This is a genomic window from Erysipelothrix urinaevulpis, assembly GCF_009828835.1.
GTDB classification, from domain to species: domain Bacteria; phylum Bacillota_I; class Bacilli_A; order Erysipelotrichales; family Erysipelotrichaceae; genus Erysipelothrix; species Erysipelothrix urinaevulpis.
Genome location: NZ_WTTB01000004.1, coordinates 41,886 through 62,164 on the forward strand (window position 1 = coordinate 41,886; position 20,279 = coordinate 62,164).

Below are 20,279 nucleotides of genomic sequence, written 5' to 3' on the forward strand. Positions count from 1 at the left end.
ATCTACCCCAGTGTCTTTACATAATTATAATATATATTCTTATTATACATTAATTCTTCATGATTGCCTTGTTCAACAAGCTTGCCTTTTTCTAAAACGACGATTTCATCTGCATCGTTAATTGTGCTTAAACGATGAGCTGCAATTAAAACTGTTTTTTCTTTTCGAATGTTTTTCAATGCTTCTTGAACCAAATTTTCTGAATCACTGTCCAATGCTGACGTTGGCTCATCCATGATCAAAATAGAAGCCTTACTCATAAAGGCCCTAGCAATCGCAATTCTTTGACGTTGACCACCCGATAATCGACTTGAATTTTCACCAACGATTGTGTTATACCCTTCTGGTAACGTCATGATAAAATCATGGATCGCTGCTTTTTTACAGGCTGTTATGATGTCTTCATCTTTAACATGGTGATAATCTTCACTTCCCAAACGAACATTCTCTTTGATACTTACATTAAAAAGTGGTGATTCTTGTTGAACATAAACCATTTGCTTGCGAACACTTGCTAAAGTATGCTGATTAATATCTTTACCATCCAACTTAATTGTCCCATTGTCCAGGTCATAAAAGCCTAACAATAATTGAAATAAGGTTGATTTACCACTTCCTGATTCACCAACAAATGCGATTGTTTTTTTAGGTGGAATTTTAAGTGTGAAATTATCAATGGCTAAGGTTGAGTCAGTGTAGCCGAAAGTCACTTCTTCAAAATCAATGCTTCCATTTAACTGATTATCATAATCAGCGATCGTATCGAGTTCTTCTCGTTCATTTTCTAATTCTGTTTCCAACATCGTTAAAATGCGGTGAGCCGACGTTGAAATTTCTAGTAAAAAATTCCAAGATTGACTAAGACTACCAAACATTGTACTAATGTTGGGTTGAAGCATCAAAATCAACATTATTTTTGTAAATTCGAATTGACCTTGCATACTTAAATAAATACCAATAACTAAGAAAGAGACTTTTAACACTTGGTTGAATGAATCATTCCATAAACTAACTTTATGTTTCAAAGACTCTGCTTTTAAAATATCCTGTCCATATTCTTTATTCTTTTCATTGTATTTATGTGTGACTACCTTATCAATTGAATTCAAGCGAATCATTTCTTCGTTGCCTAAGATTTCAGATAATTGGTTCGTTGCCATATTTTGTGTTTGTCGTGCTTTAACGTACTCTTCTTGAATCGTCTTAGAATATCGACTCGATACCAATACAGAAATAATACCTACAAGAACAGAAACCAATGCAAGTCGAATATCAATAACTATCAACGTTATTAATGCAGCAATTCCTGATGCCAATGGGTGAAAAAACATGTAATTAATCCCTTGGAAATAGAAGTTATTAACAACATCTGTGTCACTGGTTAATAAGGTCATCATGTCCCCACTATGACCTTTTGTTATTTCTGATTCTTTTTGTCGTAGTATATGATGGATCATTTTCTTTTTCAGTCTCTTCTCTGCATACTGCCCTCCTGTGACATTCGCGATTTGACCAAAAATTAAAACTGGAATCATGCATAAAAACCATATACCGAGTAAAACAAAAGGATCTTTATCAAATATTCCTAACGAGGCTTGTTCAATTGCGGTTTCAGTAACTTTTCCTGCAAAATAAACAAGAGCGTAATTACCTAAGCTAAAAACAAGTGAACCAACAATAGACACAATAAACGCAATGGAGCCTATTTTAGAAATATTCCAAATAATTTGAAGTGTATTTTTAAACGTTTTGTTCTTCATTCTTTAGTTCCTCCATTTGGTTTTTATACATATTCGCATAAATCTTATTATGTTTCATTAAGTCGTCATGTGTTCCTTGCTCTCGCAATTGTCCTTGATCAAAAACGAAAATGACTGAACAGTGTTTTAATGTTCTCAGGCGGTGTGCAATAATAATTTGTGTTTTATTCTTCAAACCTTTGTAAAGTGTTTCTTGAATTTTTTTCTCTGTTTTGATATCTAATGCAGACGTTGCTTCATCGAAGAGATAAAGGGTTGACTCTTTCAAAAGAGTTCTTGCTATCATGATTCGTTGTCGTTGACCTCCAGATAATTTACTTCCACGTTCACCAATCAACTCATCTTTGCTTCTCGTATCAGCCCAATCTCCTAAATCAACAGAGTGTAAAAGTTCTTTTAAAGATTCATCGCTCGCATTGGGTTTAACATATCTTAAATTTTCATACACAGTATCATTAAATAAATAGTTATTTTGAGTCACGATAGCGATTTGCTCTCTTAAAGATTCCTTACTCCATGCTTGAATTGAAATTCCTTTATAGTAAATTGTTCCTTCTGTTGGTACATACATGCCCATTAATAATTTGAAAATTGTCGACTTGCCTGAACCACTGGTTCCAACCAATCCCACGGATGAGAACTCATCAATTTTAAAACTTAGATTGTCAATTACTTTTATAGGATTTTCTTCATCACTAGGATAACTAAATGAAACATTTCTGAATTCGATGAATGGTGCATTGTCTATTCCATCACCACTATAACTGCCAAACATTTCTTTTTGTGCATCCCAAATTGGAAATATTCGTTGTGTAGAAACAAGTAAATGCGGAATGTTTTGTAATGCATTCGTTGCATAATTAAATTCCATCATCGCTAATTGGATAATCGTAAATGCACTCACTAATTGGGTAATATTAATGATGCCTTTTTGTATCCATAGCGCACCAAATCCGCCTACAAAAAAGACAGGTAAAATAGCTAAGATAGCTGTTGGTGTTTGGATAATATACAATTTAGAAATTCCTTCAATCCCTGTTTTCGCAGATTTTTTCAATGCTTTCTCAACCCATGATTCTACTTGTTCATAAATTCTAAATACACGAATACTGGTCCTATTATTCAATAAATCTTGATTCAATGCATCTGTTTCCCCCATCGCAACTTTCCAAGGCATAATTAAGTCCAATGATTTTTTACTTGCATACACTTGGATTAAGACGATGAATGGAAAAGGCACTAAAAAGATAATAAAGAAACGCCAATTTGTCAGAAATAACGCCACCATTAGCATCACGATTATGATCAGTGATTTCAACAACATGATACTCGAATTGGACGCTGATACCAGACTCGAAACATCATTGTTTAAACGATTAATCAAATCTCCCTGCTCTTGATTTTGACTAAACTCATGACTGGACTCCAAAATACTTTCGACTGTTTTATATTTGAATTTAATCCGCATTTGTTCAATCACACGTGTTTGTAATAGATTTGTAACATAAGTCAACCCAAGAATTATGATTGCTAAAACAATAAGTAATCCTAGTATCTTCTTCGCAGTATCGACATTAAGGTTGATCATATTTTCTGTGATACCCCCTAATGCATTCGCTGATAATATATTCAATAATCCAATCATTGTAAAAAGAGAAACCAAGCGAAATAGGTTTTTTACCTCGCAACTTTCTTGCCATAATCTTTTTAATTTTTGAATCATAAGACCCCTTCTTTCATATGTATCTAACTTAACCTTAGATACATATTAACAAACTTCAAATACCATGTCAAGGAATATCTAATGTGTTGTTAGATGGTGTTCCAAGCAATAAAAAAAAACACCCTTTCGGTGTTTAGTTTAATCGCGTGACTGTATCAGTCATCGTATTATTTTTTATTGTTGAAAACATTTCTTCAAATTGACGAGGACCAATTGGTTCACAATTTAATGTAAGCGTCTGTTCACCTTTTGTGACATAGAGATTAATTGTATCTGTTGACCCTTGACTCGACACAGTTTTATAACCAAATTCATAGTCTTCAAATGAATAGAAATCTTCTTTTTTTCCTGATTTGTAGAATAACCCTTGATCAGTTACTCTGATCACCACTTTATCATCAACAAATAAAATTTTTAACATCCAAATAAAAATAAGTATCGACAGTGCGGCTGAAATAATCTCAACTAGTTTTTGATCCATTTTAAATAAACCTAAAACAAAATAAAGAAATAAAAATGCAACAGCCGGTGATAAAAAAGTATAAATTGTATTTTTAATGATGTTAATCACTGTACGTTTATAGATTTTTTCTTCCATAATTACTCAGCAACCTCCACACCAAATTGATGGGTATCTGTATTGAAATTCAAGCGATACCTTGTATTGGCTTTACATTCAATTTCTACATATTCTGGGTCTGAGTAGGTTGTAACGCTTTTATGCATTATACCAGGACGAGTGTTTTCATAACTTACAAGTAATTTATTAACGCCTGGTTTCAATAAAAGACCATGTGTCATCTTCTCTGAAAAATACTGTGATTCTTTCGTTTGTAGTTTTCCCATGACAGCAATATTTTCTTGTACTGCTTCATTATTGACTTCATGAACGGAAATTATGGTTGAGCTAATAAATCCTTTTTGATTAAGAATCAACCGTGCAGCATCGGGATGTAAATCAAGAAAACCATCCTTTTTAGCTTTCGCCTTTCTCATTGAAACAATACCAATGATAAGTGAAATCAACATTAACGCAACATAGTACCATATAAATGGATTTTCACGCATAAAACTGATTATTTTCTCCATATTTTTCTCCTATAATTCTATGGTTTGTTGAAGCTTTTTTTTTTGCATCAATCTGTACAATTATAGTATAGGAATTAAGTGTGGGTCAACTCATATTATCTCAGTTTTTTTACTAATCTCTCAATCTTTTTTGACCTTGAATTTCTTGGAATGGTTTGATATCCATAGAAGTTTCTAATGTTCCCATATAGTTCCCAAACTTATCACGAACTGCATAGTAAGCGATATAGATTAGCTTACCATTCATTTCGATCCAAAAGCTCTCCTCATCCTTAATATTTGCTTTGAAGTCATGCAAGATCCCTTCAACAAGATCAACTGATTTTGGGGGATGACAGTGTTGCACTTTACGACCAATTTGAGAAGGTGATCGGAAAAAGTGACGTCCTTTGGTTTGATTAAAATATTTGAATGTATCGTCTTTATCAACAAAAGTCACATGGATGGGCAAAAGATTTAAGATGGCTTCTAATTCTTCAAAATTAAGCGTTCCAACATTAAAATGAATGGCTTCTTCTCTTGCTGCTAGATCTTCTTTTACTTGATCATAAAATGATTTTCTTTTAGGAACCCACTCTTTTTTAGGACTCACTAAACAGTAGCCAATTTCTTGGCTTTCTTTCGCAATTTTCAACCAATCATCTTCTGTAATTTCTTCCACAATCATCGGTAGTAAAATCTTTTCTTCCTTAAATATCATGTCCTCAATACGTTTTCTAAGGGCGGAAAAATGATGAGATAGTTCAATTGGTGATTCTGATTTAAGTAAATCATAAAAGTTTTTTAGATCTAGACGAATTTCATCATGAACACCCCACATAACTTGTGATGGTGCAGTATATCCCTGTTTTTCTAAAAATGGAAAATAACACTCTTCTTTACGTTTATAATGCTTATCAAGATCATACAAGTCGTTTGTCAACGTGATTAAGCCAAAGCGAAGTTCACTTGAGTCTTGTTTTATTAACATGCCTATTGCTTTATCCATGTCTTCCAACAATTCTTCCAATGCTCTGTTTTCTTCTTTTAACACATGAACTGGATGACCCGGCACTTCAAATTCATCAACACTTGCATGAATCTCTTCAATAGAACCATTAAATACATCCGCGTGGATATCACATAAGCGTTGAATTTCACTGATAGGCATTCCATTTTTAACCAACTCTTGTTCCATCTCAATGATTTCAGCAGCAGAAACGCTACCAAACTGTTCTCTAAATGATTCCTTTACAATTTCAGGATCTCGCCCATCATGAAGTTCTTTAATAAGTTTACCTAAGCCTTCTGCTTTTTTTTCATCCACAAATGTAATCTCAAGTCCTTCATCAATTAAGTCCTGATTTAACTGATCAACATTTGTTCCAAGATGATCAAGACCCTTTCTTAAGGTGACTATTTTCCCCATGGTTTCTAAGGTTATTTTCTTTTTCATTGGTTTAAAACCAAAGTCAATCAAAAAATCTAATAAACGTTCATCTTTCGATACAACATCATAAAACGTTTCATCAATACTTATTTTCATTTTTGTACACCTCTCTTTTATTTATTATAGCACTCAATCATTCATTCCCTATTCTATTTATTATATAATTCTCACAAAAAAAGATTGAAAGACTAAGTGTTGTTTAACACAAAATATTTCAATCTTATTCTATTCTTATTGATTCTTTAATTTTGACTGAGCATTGGGCCATTTATCAAAGAAGGTATTCATAATTAACATCGGCATCATATAAACAAATTGTCCACCCATTAAACCTAACATTGGATGCTTGAGTCCTAAGTCATTTGATCCAAAAGGAATGAGATGGTGATATTTTATCCATACGATCCCCAAGATTGAACCAACAACCAAAACAGTGATTAGTCGCATCGACAGTCTTTTACCAAGACGAGCCTTGTCGCTTGATGGATAATCATAAAACAAATGATGCCACGTTAGCAATACATTAATAATTGTTAAAACAAATGATGCAACAACTAAATCATTATCTAAATTAACACTTGTTGCAAGTGGGGCTAAAATACTTCGTAATAGTGGTAAAAGTGTAAATGCTCCAATCAAAGCGATCAGTAATCCTACCATTCCTGAGTAAGGTTGCTTATCAGTGAATATCTTCTGTGGGTATAGTTCTCCACCTTCAGCTGGTAGCAGAAAAAAGAAAATAAAAATCTGAGCCCAAGCCAATGCAGTCGACCAACTACCAAACGGCTGTTGAGTTGCCAATACCAATATTTCTTGACCAGCAACTTGAACATTTGTTTGCAATTGGATGAAACTGGGAAGTATAAATGTATTCCAATTAAGTAAAGCAATAAAAAAACTTAAACCTAAGGTACCAAACCCAATTGACCAGTCACTTTTGGAATATTTAGAAAATGGGTATCTTTGAAATAGACTAACAATTGGAATTTGAGCCATGATAACCGATAAAGCAAAGAAGTTTATTGCACCCCACCCTTTAATCGCTAGAGCTGCTTCTACATTTGTTTGTGGCGTAAATAAAACTTTCCATTTGAACGGTTCCCACCATATCCCATGCAAACCTACAAAGATAATAAAGCCAACGAATCCGGCTGCAAGCGACAATAAGAAGTATCTAAAACCTGCTTGTGGTTGCTTTGATGTTTTAGCATATTTTCCATAGTTACCTAAATCTAGACTAAACCAAACCCACGATGAGATGACAAGCCAAAAGAAACTTCCTTCAACAGCATTTAATAAAAATAAATCTTGTAAACTCGAATCGATTGTTTTTAGACTATCCCCTGCAATGATTTTAAATAATAAATTAAATCCTTGTGACCAAACAATCCAGCCTATTGACGCTACGATCATAACAATAAGCACAGACACTAAACCATTTAAAATATCATTATCAAAGCGTTTTTCCATAATATATTCTTTCATAGTTCCTCTTCTCTAATTTATGCTAAGACCATTTCTTTAACATTATCAGCAACGATTACATTTGCTTCTGTTTTTTCAAGAACTTCTTCAACACTAACTCCAGGAGCAACTTCCGTTAACACAAGACCATCTTTGGATACAATAAATACTGCTAGGTTTGTGATAATCATATCAACTACACCAGAGGCCGATAATGGTAATTTACATTGTTTTAAAACTTTTGAATTTCCTTTTTTATCCGTATGTTGAATTGAAGCAATTACTTTGTTAGCCCCAACTAACAAATCCATTGCTCCTCCCATTCCTGGAGATAAAACCCCTGGAATTAACCAATTCGCAATATCCCCATTTTCAGAGACTTCCAATGCTCCCAAAACAGTCATATCGACATGTCCACCTCGAATGATCGCAAAGGATGTTCGCATATCAAAGGTTGATGCGCCTGGTAAAAGTGTGATTGGCATTCCTCCTGAGTTACCTAAGTCAGGATCTGAGGTTTGTGCAGTGGGTGTTCCCCCAAAACGGAGTGCCCCATTTTCTGCTTGTAAAACAACGTTAACACTTTCTGGAATAAAATCAGCTGAATGATTTGGAATTCCAAACCCTAAATTCACAACCATTCCATCCGAAAACTCTTGAGCAATTCTTCGTGCAATTATTTCTTTTGGATTCATCTTTATTCCTCCCTCAATACATTTGTACTTTTCCACAATTCATTAAAGTATGTATGACTTTCTTCAATATTCATACCTTGAACAATATAATCAACTAGAATACCTGGTACCTCAACATCGTCTGGCTCTATCTCGCCAACTTCAACAATTTCATTGACTTCCGCAATTACGGTTTTTCCTGCTAAAGCCATCGCTAGAATTGCTGATTTGGAAGTTCCACGTGTTGTTATATTGCCATATTTGTCCGCTTTAGCACCTTTTATAATTGATACTTCTGAGCCAATCGGACGATAATATAGATAATCTTTTCCATTAATCGTGACCTTTTTGTTTTCCGCTTCTTGTTGAGTACCAATACCAACAGGTGTTAGAACCCCGCCCAATCCAGCACCGGCTGCGTGAATACATTCCGCTAAAGTACCCATCGGAATAAACTCAACCTCTAATTCACCTTCCAAATACTGCTTACTTAATTCTTTTGAAGTTCCGATATGCGCTCCAATAAATTTTTTTACTTGTTTGTTTGCTACAAGTTTTCCAACATCATGCGTAACACCTGGGTAAGCAGAAACCGACATCACTAAGGTTAATTCGTCTTTATTACTCTCTGCAAGTGCATCAATTATCCCAATCGGTGACCCTACACCCAAGAACCCTGAAATCATCAAGGTGTCTCCTGAGTTTATTTTGTTTATTGCTTCGTCAATTTTAATAATTTCAGCCATATTTTCTCCTTTATTTATTTAAAAATGTTGCTTTACGTTTATCGATAAATGCACTCATACCCTCTTTTTGGTCTTCGGTTGAAAAACAAAGCCCAAATACTTCTGTTTCTAAATTCAATCCTTGCTCCAAATCAAGATTAATTCCTTGATTCATCGCACGTTTTGATGCTTGTACAGCATAAGGCGCGTTGCGATTTATTTTGCTTGCGAGATCTTTTGCAGCATTTAGAACGTCTCCTTTTGGAACTATCTGACTGATAAGTCCCATATCTAATGCTTGTTCGGCTTTAACATTTCGCCCAGTAAAGATCATTTCTTTTGCTTTGGATAACCCTATCGCTCGAGATAGCCTTTGAGTCCCACCAAAGCCTGGTGTTATCCCTAAACCAACTTCTGGCTGTCCAAACAAAGCATTTTCACTTGCGATACGAATATCAGTTGCTAGTGCAAGTTCACATCCGCCACCTAAAGCAAAGCCATTAACCGCAGCTATTGTTGGTATTTTCAAGTTTTCTAATTGACTAAATACCTTATTTCCAAGTTTAGAGAATATCTGGCCTTCCACAGCATTTTTATCTTTCATTTCAGCGATATCAGCGCCTGCCACAAATGATTTTTCACCTGACCCGGTTAAAATTAAAGCTAAGATATTATCATTCTTTTCAATTTCATTTAAAGCTAAAGCAAGTTCTTGTAGTACTTCTGTATTTAACGCATTAAGTGCTTTGGGACGATTAATCGTTAATGTCGCAATTTTATCTTCTATTAGTAATTCAATTGAATTTAATTTCATTTATAAGCTCCTTTTCATGATTGTTTATAGTCAAAGAATCCTTTACCTGATTTACGTCCTAACCAACCTGCTTCAGTGTATTTCTTTAATAGTGGTGCTGGTCGATATTTAGGATCTCCAAATCCATCGTTTAATACATTCATAATCGCTAAAACTACATCCAAACCAATTAGATCTCCTAATGCCAATGGACCTAATGGGTGATTAGCGCCAAGTTTCATCGCTTCATCAATTTCCTTGGCACTCGCAACACCTTCTCCTAAGACAAAAACTGCTTCGTTAATCATAGGAATCAGAATACGGTTTACGACAAAGCCATATGAATCATTGACACGAACTGGTGTTTTACCAATCTTCTGTGAGACTTCTATCACAGTTTCACTTGTTGATTTCGACGTTGTTAAAGCATTGATAACTTCAACGAGCTTCATCACTGGTGCTGGGTTAAAAAAATGCATCCCAACTACTTTATCGGGACGTTTTGTCGCCATAGCAATCTCCGTAATTGATAATGATGAGGTATTACTTGCTAGTATTGTTTCTTTTGGTGCAATACGATCGAGTTCTGAGAATATCTTTAATTTAATTTCTTTATTCTCTGTTGCAGCTTCAATCACTAAGTCAACATCTTTAGCATCTTCATACGATGTTGATTTGCTAATCTTAGCCATTGTTTCCGCCATTTGTTTTGTAGTGATTCGTTCTTTATCCACACTACGTTGTAATTGGCGATTGATGTTCTTAACTCCCCCCTCAACAAACTCCTCCTTGATGTCATTTAACACTACTTCAAATCCTGATCGAGCAAACACCTGAGCAATACCACTTCCCATTTGTCCTGCCCCAATAACCATTACTTTTTTTATAAGCATTCCATCATCCTCCTTCATCTAATTCCCTGATGTACGCAACCGCTTACAATTAGATTCTATCACGCATATTAGAATCACTTTATAGCCCTTAGTTATAGGCTTTATAAGCATTTACTATGGACACTATTCGTTAAAAAATTCACACTTGATCCCTTCATTTTAAGCATAAAAAAAACGAGAGAAAAACATCTCTCGTTGCAATAAATTTTTAAAATAATTAATGATTACTTTTAGAAAACTCGATCATTTCAGATGCAAATTTCTTTTCATTTTTGTCATTGGATTTCCTTTTCTGTGTCCATAAAGAAATTATAAATGGGATGGGATCCTCAAAGTGTCTTGAGGTCATTTTCTCATCTAAGTACTTATCTGCTACCTCCGATGCAAAAAAGCTTAACATATTACTTTTTTTACAGACATCCATAATAAAATTCCATGATGTTGAGGTTAATGAAATTTTATTTTTTATTTGCTTATCGGTTAATTTTGATGTAACCAGATCGTAAGTTTTAAATCCATTATTAAAAAGAGCGATATCGGTATAACACATATCTTTCCAAGTGAGTGTTTCTTTTTTACTTAGAATATTGTTGTTAGACATATAGGCAACTAATTCGTCACTCACCAACGTTGTCTTAGAAAATTTCTTCTTATTAAGCTCAACAGGTTCAACTAAAACAGCAAAGTCTAGTTCATGTCGTTGCAACATTGATGCTAAGGTTTTTGAACCTTCCTCATAGATTTCCAGTTTAATCGTTGGATTATTCTTAATGAATCGATCAAAAAAATCCTGGTAATAAATTGTGGTGATTTGTTCTGGGATCCCTATTTTTAAGACGGACATTTGTTCTTCTATTTGTTCATCAATTTTCTCAATCATGTGGTCATATTTTTCAACAATGTCAACAATTTCTTGATAGATTTCCTTACCGACAGGTGTTAATTCTTTCAAACGACCTTTCTCACGGTAGAATAAAATTAAACCATATTCTTTTTCAAACTTTAAAATCATTTGACTAATTGCAGACTGTGATGTGTATAACTTTTTCGAAGCAGCAGATATATTGTTGCCATTTTCAACAACTGCAATTAAATATCTTAAGTGCTCTATTCTCAAAATAGTACCCCTCTCTATTAGAGTTTGTTATCCATGTTTAAATTATAATCAGTCTCTTTCAACAACAACTGAAAACCCTTGTCCACCACCTATACAAAGTGTTGCTAATCCTTTTTTGCTGTCACGTTTGTTCATTTCGTGAATAAGCGTAACAAATATACGTGCTCCAGACGCACCAATTGGGTGTCCAAGAGCAATGGCCCCTCCATTAACATTTACTATATCACGATTTAGTTTTAAGTCAGTAATAACGCTTAATGCTTGAGATGCAAATGCTTCATTAGCTTCAATTAAATCTAAGTCTTCGACCTTCCATCCCACAGTATTTAACGCTTTTTGTGTTGATGGAATTGGTCCTGTTCCCATTATTTTAGGATCGACACCATGTGCAGAACCCGCTTTATAGGTTGCAAGAATTTTAAGGTTTAATGCGTCTGCTTTTTCTCGACTCATGAGTATAATTGCTGCTGCTCCATCATTGAGTCCTGATGCATTTCCGGCAGTTACCGTTCCATCTTTTTTAAACGCTGGTCTTAATTTCTCTAAGGTCTTCATCGTTGTATTAAATCGCGGGTACTCATCTGTATCAACGAGTAGATCATCCTTACGACGTTGCGGCACAGTGACAGGTGCTATTTCGTTTTTGAAACGTCCTGATTTTATCGCTTTTTCAGCCCTGATTTGACTATGATAGGCTAAATCATCCTGTTCTTCTCGTGTAAACCCGTATTTATCGGCAATGTTTTCAGCTGTAATTCCCATGTGAATATCAGTAAAAGCGTCCGTCAATCCATCACATAACATTGTATCAATTACGCTTTTATTACCCATTCTTGCCCCAAAACGTAAATCGTCTAAGACGTATGCTGCTTGGGACATATTCTCAGTACCACCTGCAATCATTACATCTGCCTCACCAAGCATAATTTGTTGAGCTGCAAGATGAATTGTTTTTAGGCCTGATCCACACACTTTATTAATTGTATAGGAAGGGACTTCTTTTGGTATACCAGAATGTATAGCAACTTGACGGGCAACATTTTGTCCGAGCCCAGCTGATAACACGTTTCCGAAAATTAACTCATCAACCTCAAATGGATCAAGATTAATTTCATTCATTGCTGCTTTAACAGCTGTAACACCTAAATCAACCGCACTCGTATTTTTAAATACACCACTATAAGAACCAAGTGCTGTACGCATAGCTGAAACAATAACTACTTCTTTCATCATTACCTCCTGAGTCGCTTATGAAAGCGCTTTACAAACTTTAATTTAAGACCCTTATCGTTTATAGTCAACCAATAGGCTTAGAAATAAGGGTGTTTTCGACCGTATTTCAATTACGAATTATAATAGACCTATAAGGTTTGCTTATAGATTGAATTCATGTATAAATAATAATGTCCATGATGAATAAGATTTGGATAATAGTCAAATAAAGGCATATTTTTTTCAAAGTATTGAGCATAGCCTCCCGTTAATATACGTTTGGCTTTTATCCCTAATTCTTCTTCTATTTCACTAATCATCGCTTCGATTTGAAATTTAATCCCATACATAAAACCTGAGCGAAGTGCGGTGTCTGTATCACGCCCCAATACAAACTCTGGGTACTCAAGATTGATCTTAGGCAAATGCTTCAGTGTTTCTTCAAATGTTCGTAAACCCAAACCAATGCCAGGAAAAATAATCCCACCTTCGTAAACAAAGTCATCGCCTACGACAATGATTTTATTAGCAGAACCCATATCAACGATAATAACTGCTTCTCCAACGAGCTGATATGCTCCATAAGCACAAGCGAGTAAATCTGCGCCAATCGCCTCATTTCCTTCTAATCTCGACTCCATCTTTCCAATTGTTTGCATATTTACATCTAAAAGCACAGATGAATAATAATGTTTAAGTATCACACGAACACTTTCATGAATACTTGGAACAACACAACTCAAAACAATAACATTTATTTCATATTCAATTTTTTTCAAACACTCCATAAAATATGATCCAAACTCATCTTCTTGATGTGTTAACTCTCTTTTATTGTAGACAATAGAACTTGTTTGATCATAAACCACAAAATGCATGGTTGTATTTCCTATATCAAGACTAAGTAAATTCATATAACCTCCATTTATAAAAATAAAGAAGTCTGCTGATTAGCTAAACTTCTTTACTTTAAGAACAAATAACAATGATAGGTTTTAAAAAAGAGATTTTCAGTAATTAAGGAATGCTTATCATCATGGAAGATAAATAGTTGTTGATATTTATACTGTCATAAGCACTTGGAATTTTTATTATGATAATTGGCTAGAAAGGAACCAAATTCACATCAATGGCTCTATCTGTTTGTTTGTTCTCGCCCTATTCGGCGCTTGATATCAATCAAGTAAGTTCACAATAATACAAGTAAAACCCAAAGTCAAACAAGGTACTGAAAGCGCATTCAAGACTATTAGTTAAGCTTATACCCTTCATTTTAATGATCACTTTTTAGTGTGTATTCAGTCGCTTTTTTCTTGTTAAACATTTCACAGAAATATGTTCTATAACTAAATCTAATAGCACAAAATGTTCTCTTTATCTCAATACAGTGATATCATTGATTTAAGAAAGGATGAATAAAATGTCAATTACAGAATTATTTGGTATTAAGTATCCTATATTACAAGGAGCAATGGCGCAAATCTCTACATCTCAATTAGTGATTGCGGTATCAGAAGCAGGAGGACTTGGGATTATCGCTTCTGCTGGAATGGATGCTGAGCAATTAAGATCAGAAATTAAGGAAGTTCAAAAACATACAGATAAACCATTTGCAGTCAATTTGATGTTAATGATGAGCAATGTTGACGAACTTGTTGATGTATTAATAGAACAAAAGGTAAAAATCGTTACGACTGGTGCTGGAACGCCAAAACGTTTCATGGATAAATTTAAACAAGCAAATGTAAAAGTTGTTCCTGTTGTCCCTTCTGTAAAACTTGCAGTTAAGATGGATGAACTTGGCGTCGATGCAGTCATCGCCGAAGGAACCGAAGCTGGAGGTCATATTGGAAAAACCACGACGATGTCCTTAATTCCACAAGTTGTGGATGCTGTTAACATTCCAGTAATTGCTGCAGGAGGAATCGCGGATGCAAGGGGATTACTAGCAGCTCAAGCACTGGGAGCAAGCGGTATCCAGGCAGGAACGCTTTTCTTAACCGCTCTAGAATGCCCGGTTCCTAACAGTTATAAACTAAAAGTTTTAGAGGCAAATGACACATCGACTGTTGTGACTGGACAACGAATTGGACGAATGGTCCGTGTGATTAACAATCCAATGTCCCAACAATACTTAGAAATGGAGTATAATAACGAAAATCAAGATAAACTCGACAGTTTAACCAATGGTTCTTTAGAAAGAGCTGTTCACAACGGTGATGTCGAAACCGGTTCAGTGATGGCTGGTCAAATATCTGGGCTTTTAACAGTTATTAGGCCTGTCAAGGAAATCATTGAAACGATTATCAATGACTATCAGACACTAAAATCAAACTTATAATAATCTCTACCACTAAAGATCAAACACAAAGTTTGATCTTTTTTTCATGTTAAAATAACTGGAATAGAATTGTTAAATATATCACTATTTAAGCCATCGTAACTGCTTATAGGTGGTATTATATTTGCCTATTATAATTCTCATCATATTCATTTCTTTCTCTATTTAAATTTGATTAAATGGATTTGTACATGAATGCGCTATCAGCGCTAGAGGAGGAAATATGTTAGATTTAGATTTTGGACCTGATTTACTTGCTTATTCAAACGACCTTACAGACGGTGAAAAAGAGGTTTTGGCTAAAGTACGAACAGTCTTAAATGAAAAGGTGAAACCTGTCATTAATCAGCATTGGGAAAATGCGACATTCCCCTACGAAGAATTTGCAGAGGTTGTAAACACTGGAATTATGAGTGACTCCAAATTATATGAAGGACGTGATGGCACATATTCACAATTATATAATGTATTTTTATACTACGAATTAGCCCGTGTCGATGCTTCGATTGCAACATACTATACAGTGCATGTCGGCCTCTATCGTACCGCTCTAAAAATCGGTGGTAGTCAAGAACAAATTGAACGATTTGAAGTTCCAGCCCGTACCCTTGGACTACAAGGATGTTTTGGATTAACAGAACCAGATTCAGGTTCTGACATCGCTGGCGGAATGAGCACAACCGCTGAAAAAGTTGGAGATCAATGGGTGATCAATGGAGAGAAGCGTTGGATTGGTGGAGCAGATACAGCCGATGAAATGATTATTTTTGCCCGGGATAAAGCAGATCAACAAGTCAAATGCTTTGTTGTTCCTGGAAAAGCCAAAGGGGTATCCGTTGAAAATATTTGGGGGAAAGTATCCTTAAGACCCGTACAAAACGGACACATTACTTTAAAAGATGTTCATATTGACGATGACCGTCGTTTAGTTAATATTAATTCTTTTAAAGACGTAAATAAAATTTTACAAAGAACACGAGCCGATGTTGCTCATATTGCGACAGGAATTCAAGCAGGCGCCTTAGAAGCAGCATTAAATTATGTTAAAGAAAGAAAACAATTCGGACGTCCTGTTGCTTCATTCCAAATTATCCAAGATAAAATTTCTAAAATGGCTGCAAACTTAACTTCATCACTTGCACTTTCAGTCCAACTCGCCAAACAGCAAGATGAACATGGAATTTATAGCAATGAAGAATCATCTCTTGTGAAAATGAATAATGCATTACGCATGAGAGAAACCGTCGCACTTGCACGAGAAATTGTCGGTGGTAACGGTATTACACTGGATACCGATGTTGCGCGATTCTTTGCAGACGCTGAAGCAATCTATACATATGAAGGCAGTCATGAAATCAATTCTCTTATTGTGGGACGTGGCTTAACTGATATCAGTGCCTTTGTTTAATCTTTTATACTCAAAAAGTTGGTTAATGACCAGCTTTTTTTATTCTTTAATTTGAATATTCCTAATTATTTCCCAGGCTATATCTTGATCTTCTATATATAAATTTTCACAATCAGCATAACCTGAAAAAACACCTTCTATAGTAGGATATAAACGATCTTTGTCATCGTATAAATTAAGTTGAATCGATACACTCTTTGTTTTTAAAAATGCAATTTGTAAAACATCATCTATTTCTGCTTGTGTCATTTGCGGAAGTTTTTTTCCCGTATCCATTGCATCGTTTTTATTGTCATCAATCACTTTCTTTAATTCGTCTAATGCAAACGCTGTCCCCCACTTTAAACCAAATGAACGATCTTCATAATCATTGTAGTTTACAAACTCTTTTTTAGTTCTTCGTCTCATCATTTAAACTCCTTATTTTCAATTCCACCCATACCACCTGCATGACCTCCCACTAAATTACTACGAGCAATAGCCCGCCCACCAGCAATCAAACTGCTTGCATAAACTAATTTTGTAAATCCATATCTATCTCTAATCTCATCAACAACTTCATCAAATTTATTTTCTTTATCTTTTACTTCAATACTTTCAAACAAATTGAGTTGTTCTAGTTGCGGTTCTTCTAACTTAGAACATGTTATTCCAACATTTCGTATGACTTGGTTAGTATAGAACTGATCAAATATTTTAAAAACTGCCTCCGCTATTTTTTTACTGTTATGAGTCGCTTCAATTTTCATTTGTTTACTAAACCCACTTTTTCCATGTTTATCAACATACCACAAGGAATAGCCAACCCATAAGCTAACACACGTGCATCGTTTTCCACTTCGTCTAAGACGAGTCGCAACTTGATCACTCATTTCTTGTAAAATAATTTCAATCTCACTACGTTTTTTATAATCACGATTTAAGACCTGAGAGTTACCAATAGATTTTGATTTAGGAATATAAACTTCTCCAAGAAAAGTACGATCAATACCCCAAGCATGAGCATAAAGTTGAGCTCCAATAACTCCCATTTCTTTTTTAATTTTATAATAATTGATGTGTGCTAAATCGCGAATGGAATGAATCCCCATTTTTTGTAAACGAAGGGCTGACCGTTGACCAATTCCCCAAAAATCAGTTAAATTAGGAATATTCCATACTTTCTCTTTAACATCGTCATACCGCCATTCTGCTTTCATATCCTGATTGTATTTCGCTTCATTATCAAGTGCCAATTTAGCGAGTAAAGGATTATCGCCGATTCCAACGGTAGTATAGATACCTGTTTCTTTAAAAACATCGATTTGAATTAATCGTGCGAGTTCATGGGCACTGTCACAATTAAAGTAACGCAGTGAACCTGTTACATCTAAAAATGTTTCATCCACTGAATAAACCGCTATGTTTTCATCATCAACATATTGGCGATAAATTGTATTAATTTTCTTTTGAATACTCATGTATAAATTCATACGTGGTGGAGCAATCACAAGATCTTTAGGATAAGGATATGGCAAGTCTCTAGCACGGCTAATGTTTGATATATGATACGCTTTTTTTGCTTGAGGACTTGACGCTAAAATTAAACCACTGCCACGTTCTTTAACATTATCACTAGGATAACTCATAACGACAAGCTTTACTTTTAAAGGATCGAAGCCCCGTGCTACCGCTTCACACGATGCATAAAAACTTTTACAATCAATACAGAGAATATCTCTTGAAGGTTCTTTATCATAATCAAATACTAAATTCTTCATGCTTATCATTCCTTTTCTTGTATTTATTCTATAATTAATAAACGACACTTTATGACATGTATTCACATTTCTTTATATTCATCCTCAAATAAGACAAAAAAATCTAATCCATGTCTAGGGATGTTTGCACTAAAAAGTTGTCACTCTATCCAAAAAGAAGCCATCATCATCCATTCATTTCGTAACTTTGTTATAATAAAGTTTAAGAGAGTATAACTCTTGAGGAGGAGTAAGAATGATTAAGTTTGGTACTGGTGGATGGCGTGCGATTATTGGCGACGAATTCACAAAAGAAAATGTTCAAATTTTAACCCAATCATTGGCTGACGAAATGACGTCAAAGGAAATTGTGATTGGATATGATCGTCGTTTTTTATCTGATGTGGCCGCAATGTGGATGGCTGAAGTATTTATTGCGAATGACATAGGTGTTTATTTTATTCCTAAAGCTGTACCCACACCCATGACAATGTTTGCAGTCAAAGAGTTAGGATTAGAGTATGGCGTTGCTGTGACAGCAAGTCATAACCCTGCCCTTTACAATGGGATCAAGGTCTTTACAGAAGGCGGAAAAGATGCCAGTGAAGACATTACAAATAAATTTCAAAAGAGAATTGATCAAGGGATCATTGTCAACTCAATCAGTACAGACGAGGCGCTAAAAAGTGATCTTTTTAAAGAATACAACCCTAAAAACAACTACATTGACGCAATCTTGAGTCATGTCGATCAACAAGCAATTCGCGATGCTGAACTTAAGGTAATGGTCGATCCTATGTATGGCGTATCGAAGACATCTCTATCCATTATTCTCAATACATTGCGTGCAGATGTCGATATGATCAACGAACGACACGATACCTTGTTTGGTGGTAAATTACCTTCACCTGCATCCGCAAACCTACACGAACTTGAAGAAAAAGTAATTGATGGAAACTATGATATGGGAATCGCTACTGATGGTGACGCCGATAGAATCGGAATCATTGATGAACTTGGTAATTTTATACACCCCAACATGCTTCTTTCACTCTTGTATTTTTATTTATTAGAATACAAAGGTTTAAAGGGAGATGTCGTAAGAAATATATCAACAACTCATCTCTTAGATAGAATTGCGAAAGACCACAATCAACAATGCATAGAAGTTCCAGTCGGTTTCAAACATATTTCCGAAAACATGGAAAAACACGATGCACTCATTGGTGGTGAATCAAGTGGTGGACTAACAATTCGTGGTCATATTCAAGGAAAAGACGGTATTTTCGCAGCAACCTTACTGGTTGAAATGGTCAGTGTCAGTAAGAAGAGCTTAAGCGAACTTGTCAAAGAGCTTGAAGAACGCTATGGAAGACTTTACAATGATGAACTCGACTATAGTTTCACTCAAGAAGATAAAGAACGAATTCAACAAGATCTCTTTGTAAAAAAAGACATTCCAAACTTCCACTTAGACATTGACCATATATCATACATGGATGGACTCAAGGTTTACTTTAAAGATGGGGCTTGGATTTCAGCTCGTTTCTCAGGAACTGAACCTTTAATCCGCGTCTTTGCTGAAGCAAATTCACAAGACGACATTATTAAACTAACGCAAACCTTCGAATCATTCTTAAACTTATAATCTAAACAAATAAACTGAACATCGTTCCTAACCATGGATACAGACGTTCAGTTTTTTCATAATAAAAATACCAATACCTTTTCATTTTACAATGAATTGATAGAAGTATTCTTTTTTATATTTATCATCTTTGTATAATCGACCATTTTATGTGCAACTACAGATTAGCATTACTACTACCGACAAGCTCCAACTTTTTAGCTACAGTTTAAAATAATGTCCCATAGTCTTCTTAATAGTTTCAAAAAAAAAAAGCTAATTACA

The 20,279-nt window shown here is 34.9% G+C and carries 18 protein-coding genes; 3 read left to right on the forward strand and 15 right to left on the reverse strand.

The genetic code is table 11. The annotated features are described in order from the left end of the window. Window positions 1-2 precede the first annotated feature (2 nt). From GVV10_RS05515 to GVV10_RS05575, 13 genes are all read right to left on the reverse strand, one after another. Window positions 3-1,760: an ABC transporter ATP-binding protein gene (locus GVV10_RS05515; protein WP_159520448.1), complete on the reverse strand. Its 1,758-nt coding sequence runs from the start codon at window positions 1,758-1,760 to the stop codon at window positions 3-5. After that, a complete protein-coding gene (locus GVV10_RS05520; protein WP_159520450.1) occupies window positions 1,741-3,483 on the reverse strand; it encodes an ABC transporter ATP-binding protein in 1,743 nt (580 codons plus the stop codon). The genes GVV10_RS05515 and GVV10_RS05520 overlap by 20 nt, the downstream gene beginning before the upstream one ends. Before the next feature lie 133 nt (window positions 3,484-3,616). Beyond that, window positions 3,617-4,081, reverse strand: a complete 465-nt coding sequence (locus GVV10_RS05525; RefSeq protein WP_159520452.1) for a hypothetical protein — start codon at window positions 4,079-4,081, stop codon at window positions 3,617-3,619. 2 nt (window positions 4,082-4,083) lie between these two features. Continuing rightward, window positions 4,084-4,572 carry a hypothetical protein gene (locus GVV10_RS05530; protein WP_159520454.1) on the reverse strand — a complete coding sequence of 163 codons (489 nt, stop codon included), beginning with the start codon at window positions 4,570-4,572 and terminating at the stop codon, window positions 4,084-4,086. A 112-nt stretch (window positions 4,573-4,684) separates the two neighbouring features. Further along, window positions 4,685-6,097, reverse strand: coding sequence for a DUF438 domain-containing protein (locus tag GVV10_RS05535; protein ID WP_201290002.1), 1,413 nt, complete (start codon window positions 6,095-6,097; stop codon window positions 4,685-4,687). Window positions 6,098-6,232: 135 nt separating this feature from the next. Next, window positions 6,233-7,486 carry a hypothetical protein gene (locus tag GVV10_RS05540; RefSeq protein WP_159520456.1) on the reverse strand — a complete coding sequence of 418 codons (1,254 nt, stop codon included), beginning with the start codon at window positions 7,484-7,486 and terminating at the stop codon, window positions 6,233-6,235. Window positions 7,487-7,503: 17 nt separating this feature from the next. Then, a complete protein-coding gene (locus GVV10_RS05545) occupies window positions 7,504-8,160 on the reverse strand; it encodes a 3-oxoacid CoA-transferase subunit B (RefSeq protein ID WP_159520458.1) in 657 nt (218 codons plus the stop codon). Window positions 8,161-8,162: 2 nt separating this feature from the next. Further along, a complete protein-coding gene (locus GVV10_RS05550) occupies window positions 8,163-8,885 on the reverse strand; it encodes a CoA transferase subunit A (protein ID WP_159520460.1) in 723 nt (240 codons plus the stop codon). Window positions 8,886-8,895: 10 nt separating this feature from the next. Then, window positions 8,896-9,678, reverse strand: a complete 783-nt coding sequence (locus GVV10_RS05555) for an enoyl-CoA hydratase-related protein (protein WP_159520462.1) — start codon at window positions 9,676-9,678, stop codon at window positions 8,896-8,898. Between the two features lie 14 nt (window positions 9,679-9,692). Next, window positions 9,693-10,550 carry a 3-hydroxybutyryl-CoA dehydrogenase gene (locus tag GVV10_RS05560; RefSeq protein ID WP_159520464.1) on the reverse strand — a complete coding sequence of 286 codons (858 nt, stop codon included), beginning with the start codon at window positions 10,548-10,550 and terminating at the stop codon, window positions 9,693-9,695. A 217-nt stretch (window positions 10,551-10,767) separates the two neighbouring features. Beyond that, the gene (locus GVV10_RS05565) at window positions 10,768-11,667 is read right to left on the reverse strand and encodes a LysR family transcriptional regulator (RefSeq protein ID WP_159520466.1); all 900 of its coding nucleotides are present in this window, start codon (window positions 11,665-11,667) and stop codon (window positions 10,768-10,770) included. A 48-nt stretch (window positions 11,668-11,715) separates the two neighbouring features. Next, window positions 11,716-12,897, reverse strand: coding sequence for an acetyl-CoA C-acetyltransferase (locus GVV10_RS05570; RefSeq protein ID WP_159520468.1), 1,182 nt, complete (start codon window positions 12,895-12,897; stop codon window positions 11,716-11,718). A 131-nt stretch (window positions 12,898-13,028) separates the two neighbouring features. Beyond that, on the reverse strand, window positions 13,029-13,793 hold the full coding sequence (locus GVV10_RS05575; RefSeq protein ID WP_159520470.1) for a type III pantothenate kinase: 765 nt from the start codon (window positions 13,791-13,793) through the stop codon (window positions 13,029-13,031). Between the two features lie 506 nt (window positions 13,794-14,299). Between GVV10_RS05575 and GVV10_RS05580 the strand changes: the two genes are divergently transcribed. After that, window positions 14,300-15,220, forward strand: coding sequence for a DUF561 domain-containing protein (locus tag GVV10_RS05580; RefSeq protein ID WP_159520472.1), 921 nt, complete (start codon window positions 14,300-14,302; stop codon window positions 15,218-15,220). Between the two features lie 223 nt (window positions 15,221-15,443). After that, window positions 15,444-16,628: an acyl-CoA dehydrogenase family protein gene (locus tag GVV10_RS05585; RefSeq protein ID WP_159520474.1), complete on the forward strand. Its 1,185-nt coding sequence runs from the start codon at window positions 15,444-15,446 to the stop codon at window positions 16,626-16,628. 39 nt (window positions 16,629-16,667) lie between these two features. On the opposite strand, the gene GVV10_RS05590 is transcribed toward GVV10_RS05585, so the two are convergent. Both GVV10_RS05590 and GVV10_RS05595 read right to left on the reverse strand, forming a co-directional pair. Continuing rightward, window positions 16,668-17,036 (reverse strand): hypothetical protein, encoded by a 369-nt coding sequence (locus GVV10_RS05590; protein ID WP_236261871.1) that lies wholly within the window; start codon window positions 17,034-17,036, stop codon window positions 16,668-16,670. Beyond that, a complete protein-coding gene (locus tag GVV10_RS05595; protein ID WP_236261872.1) occupies window positions 17,036-18,388 on the reverse strand; it encodes a Y-family DNA polymerase in 1,353 nt (450 codons plus the stop codon). Before GVV10_RS05595 ends, GVV10_RS05590 begins: the two co-directional genes overlap by 1 nt. Before the next feature lie 235 nt (window positions 18,389-18,623). Here GVV10_RS05595 and GVV10_RS05600 point away from each other — a divergent pair, with 235 nt between their 5' ends. Next, on the forward strand, window positions 18,624-20,015 hold the full coding sequence (locus tag GVV10_RS05600) for a phosphoglucomutase/phosphomannomutase family protein (RefSeq protein ID WP_159520478.1): 1,392 nt from the start codon (window positions 18,624-18,626) through the stop codon (window positions 20,013-20,015). Window positions 20,016-20,279: the final 264 nt, after the last annotated feature.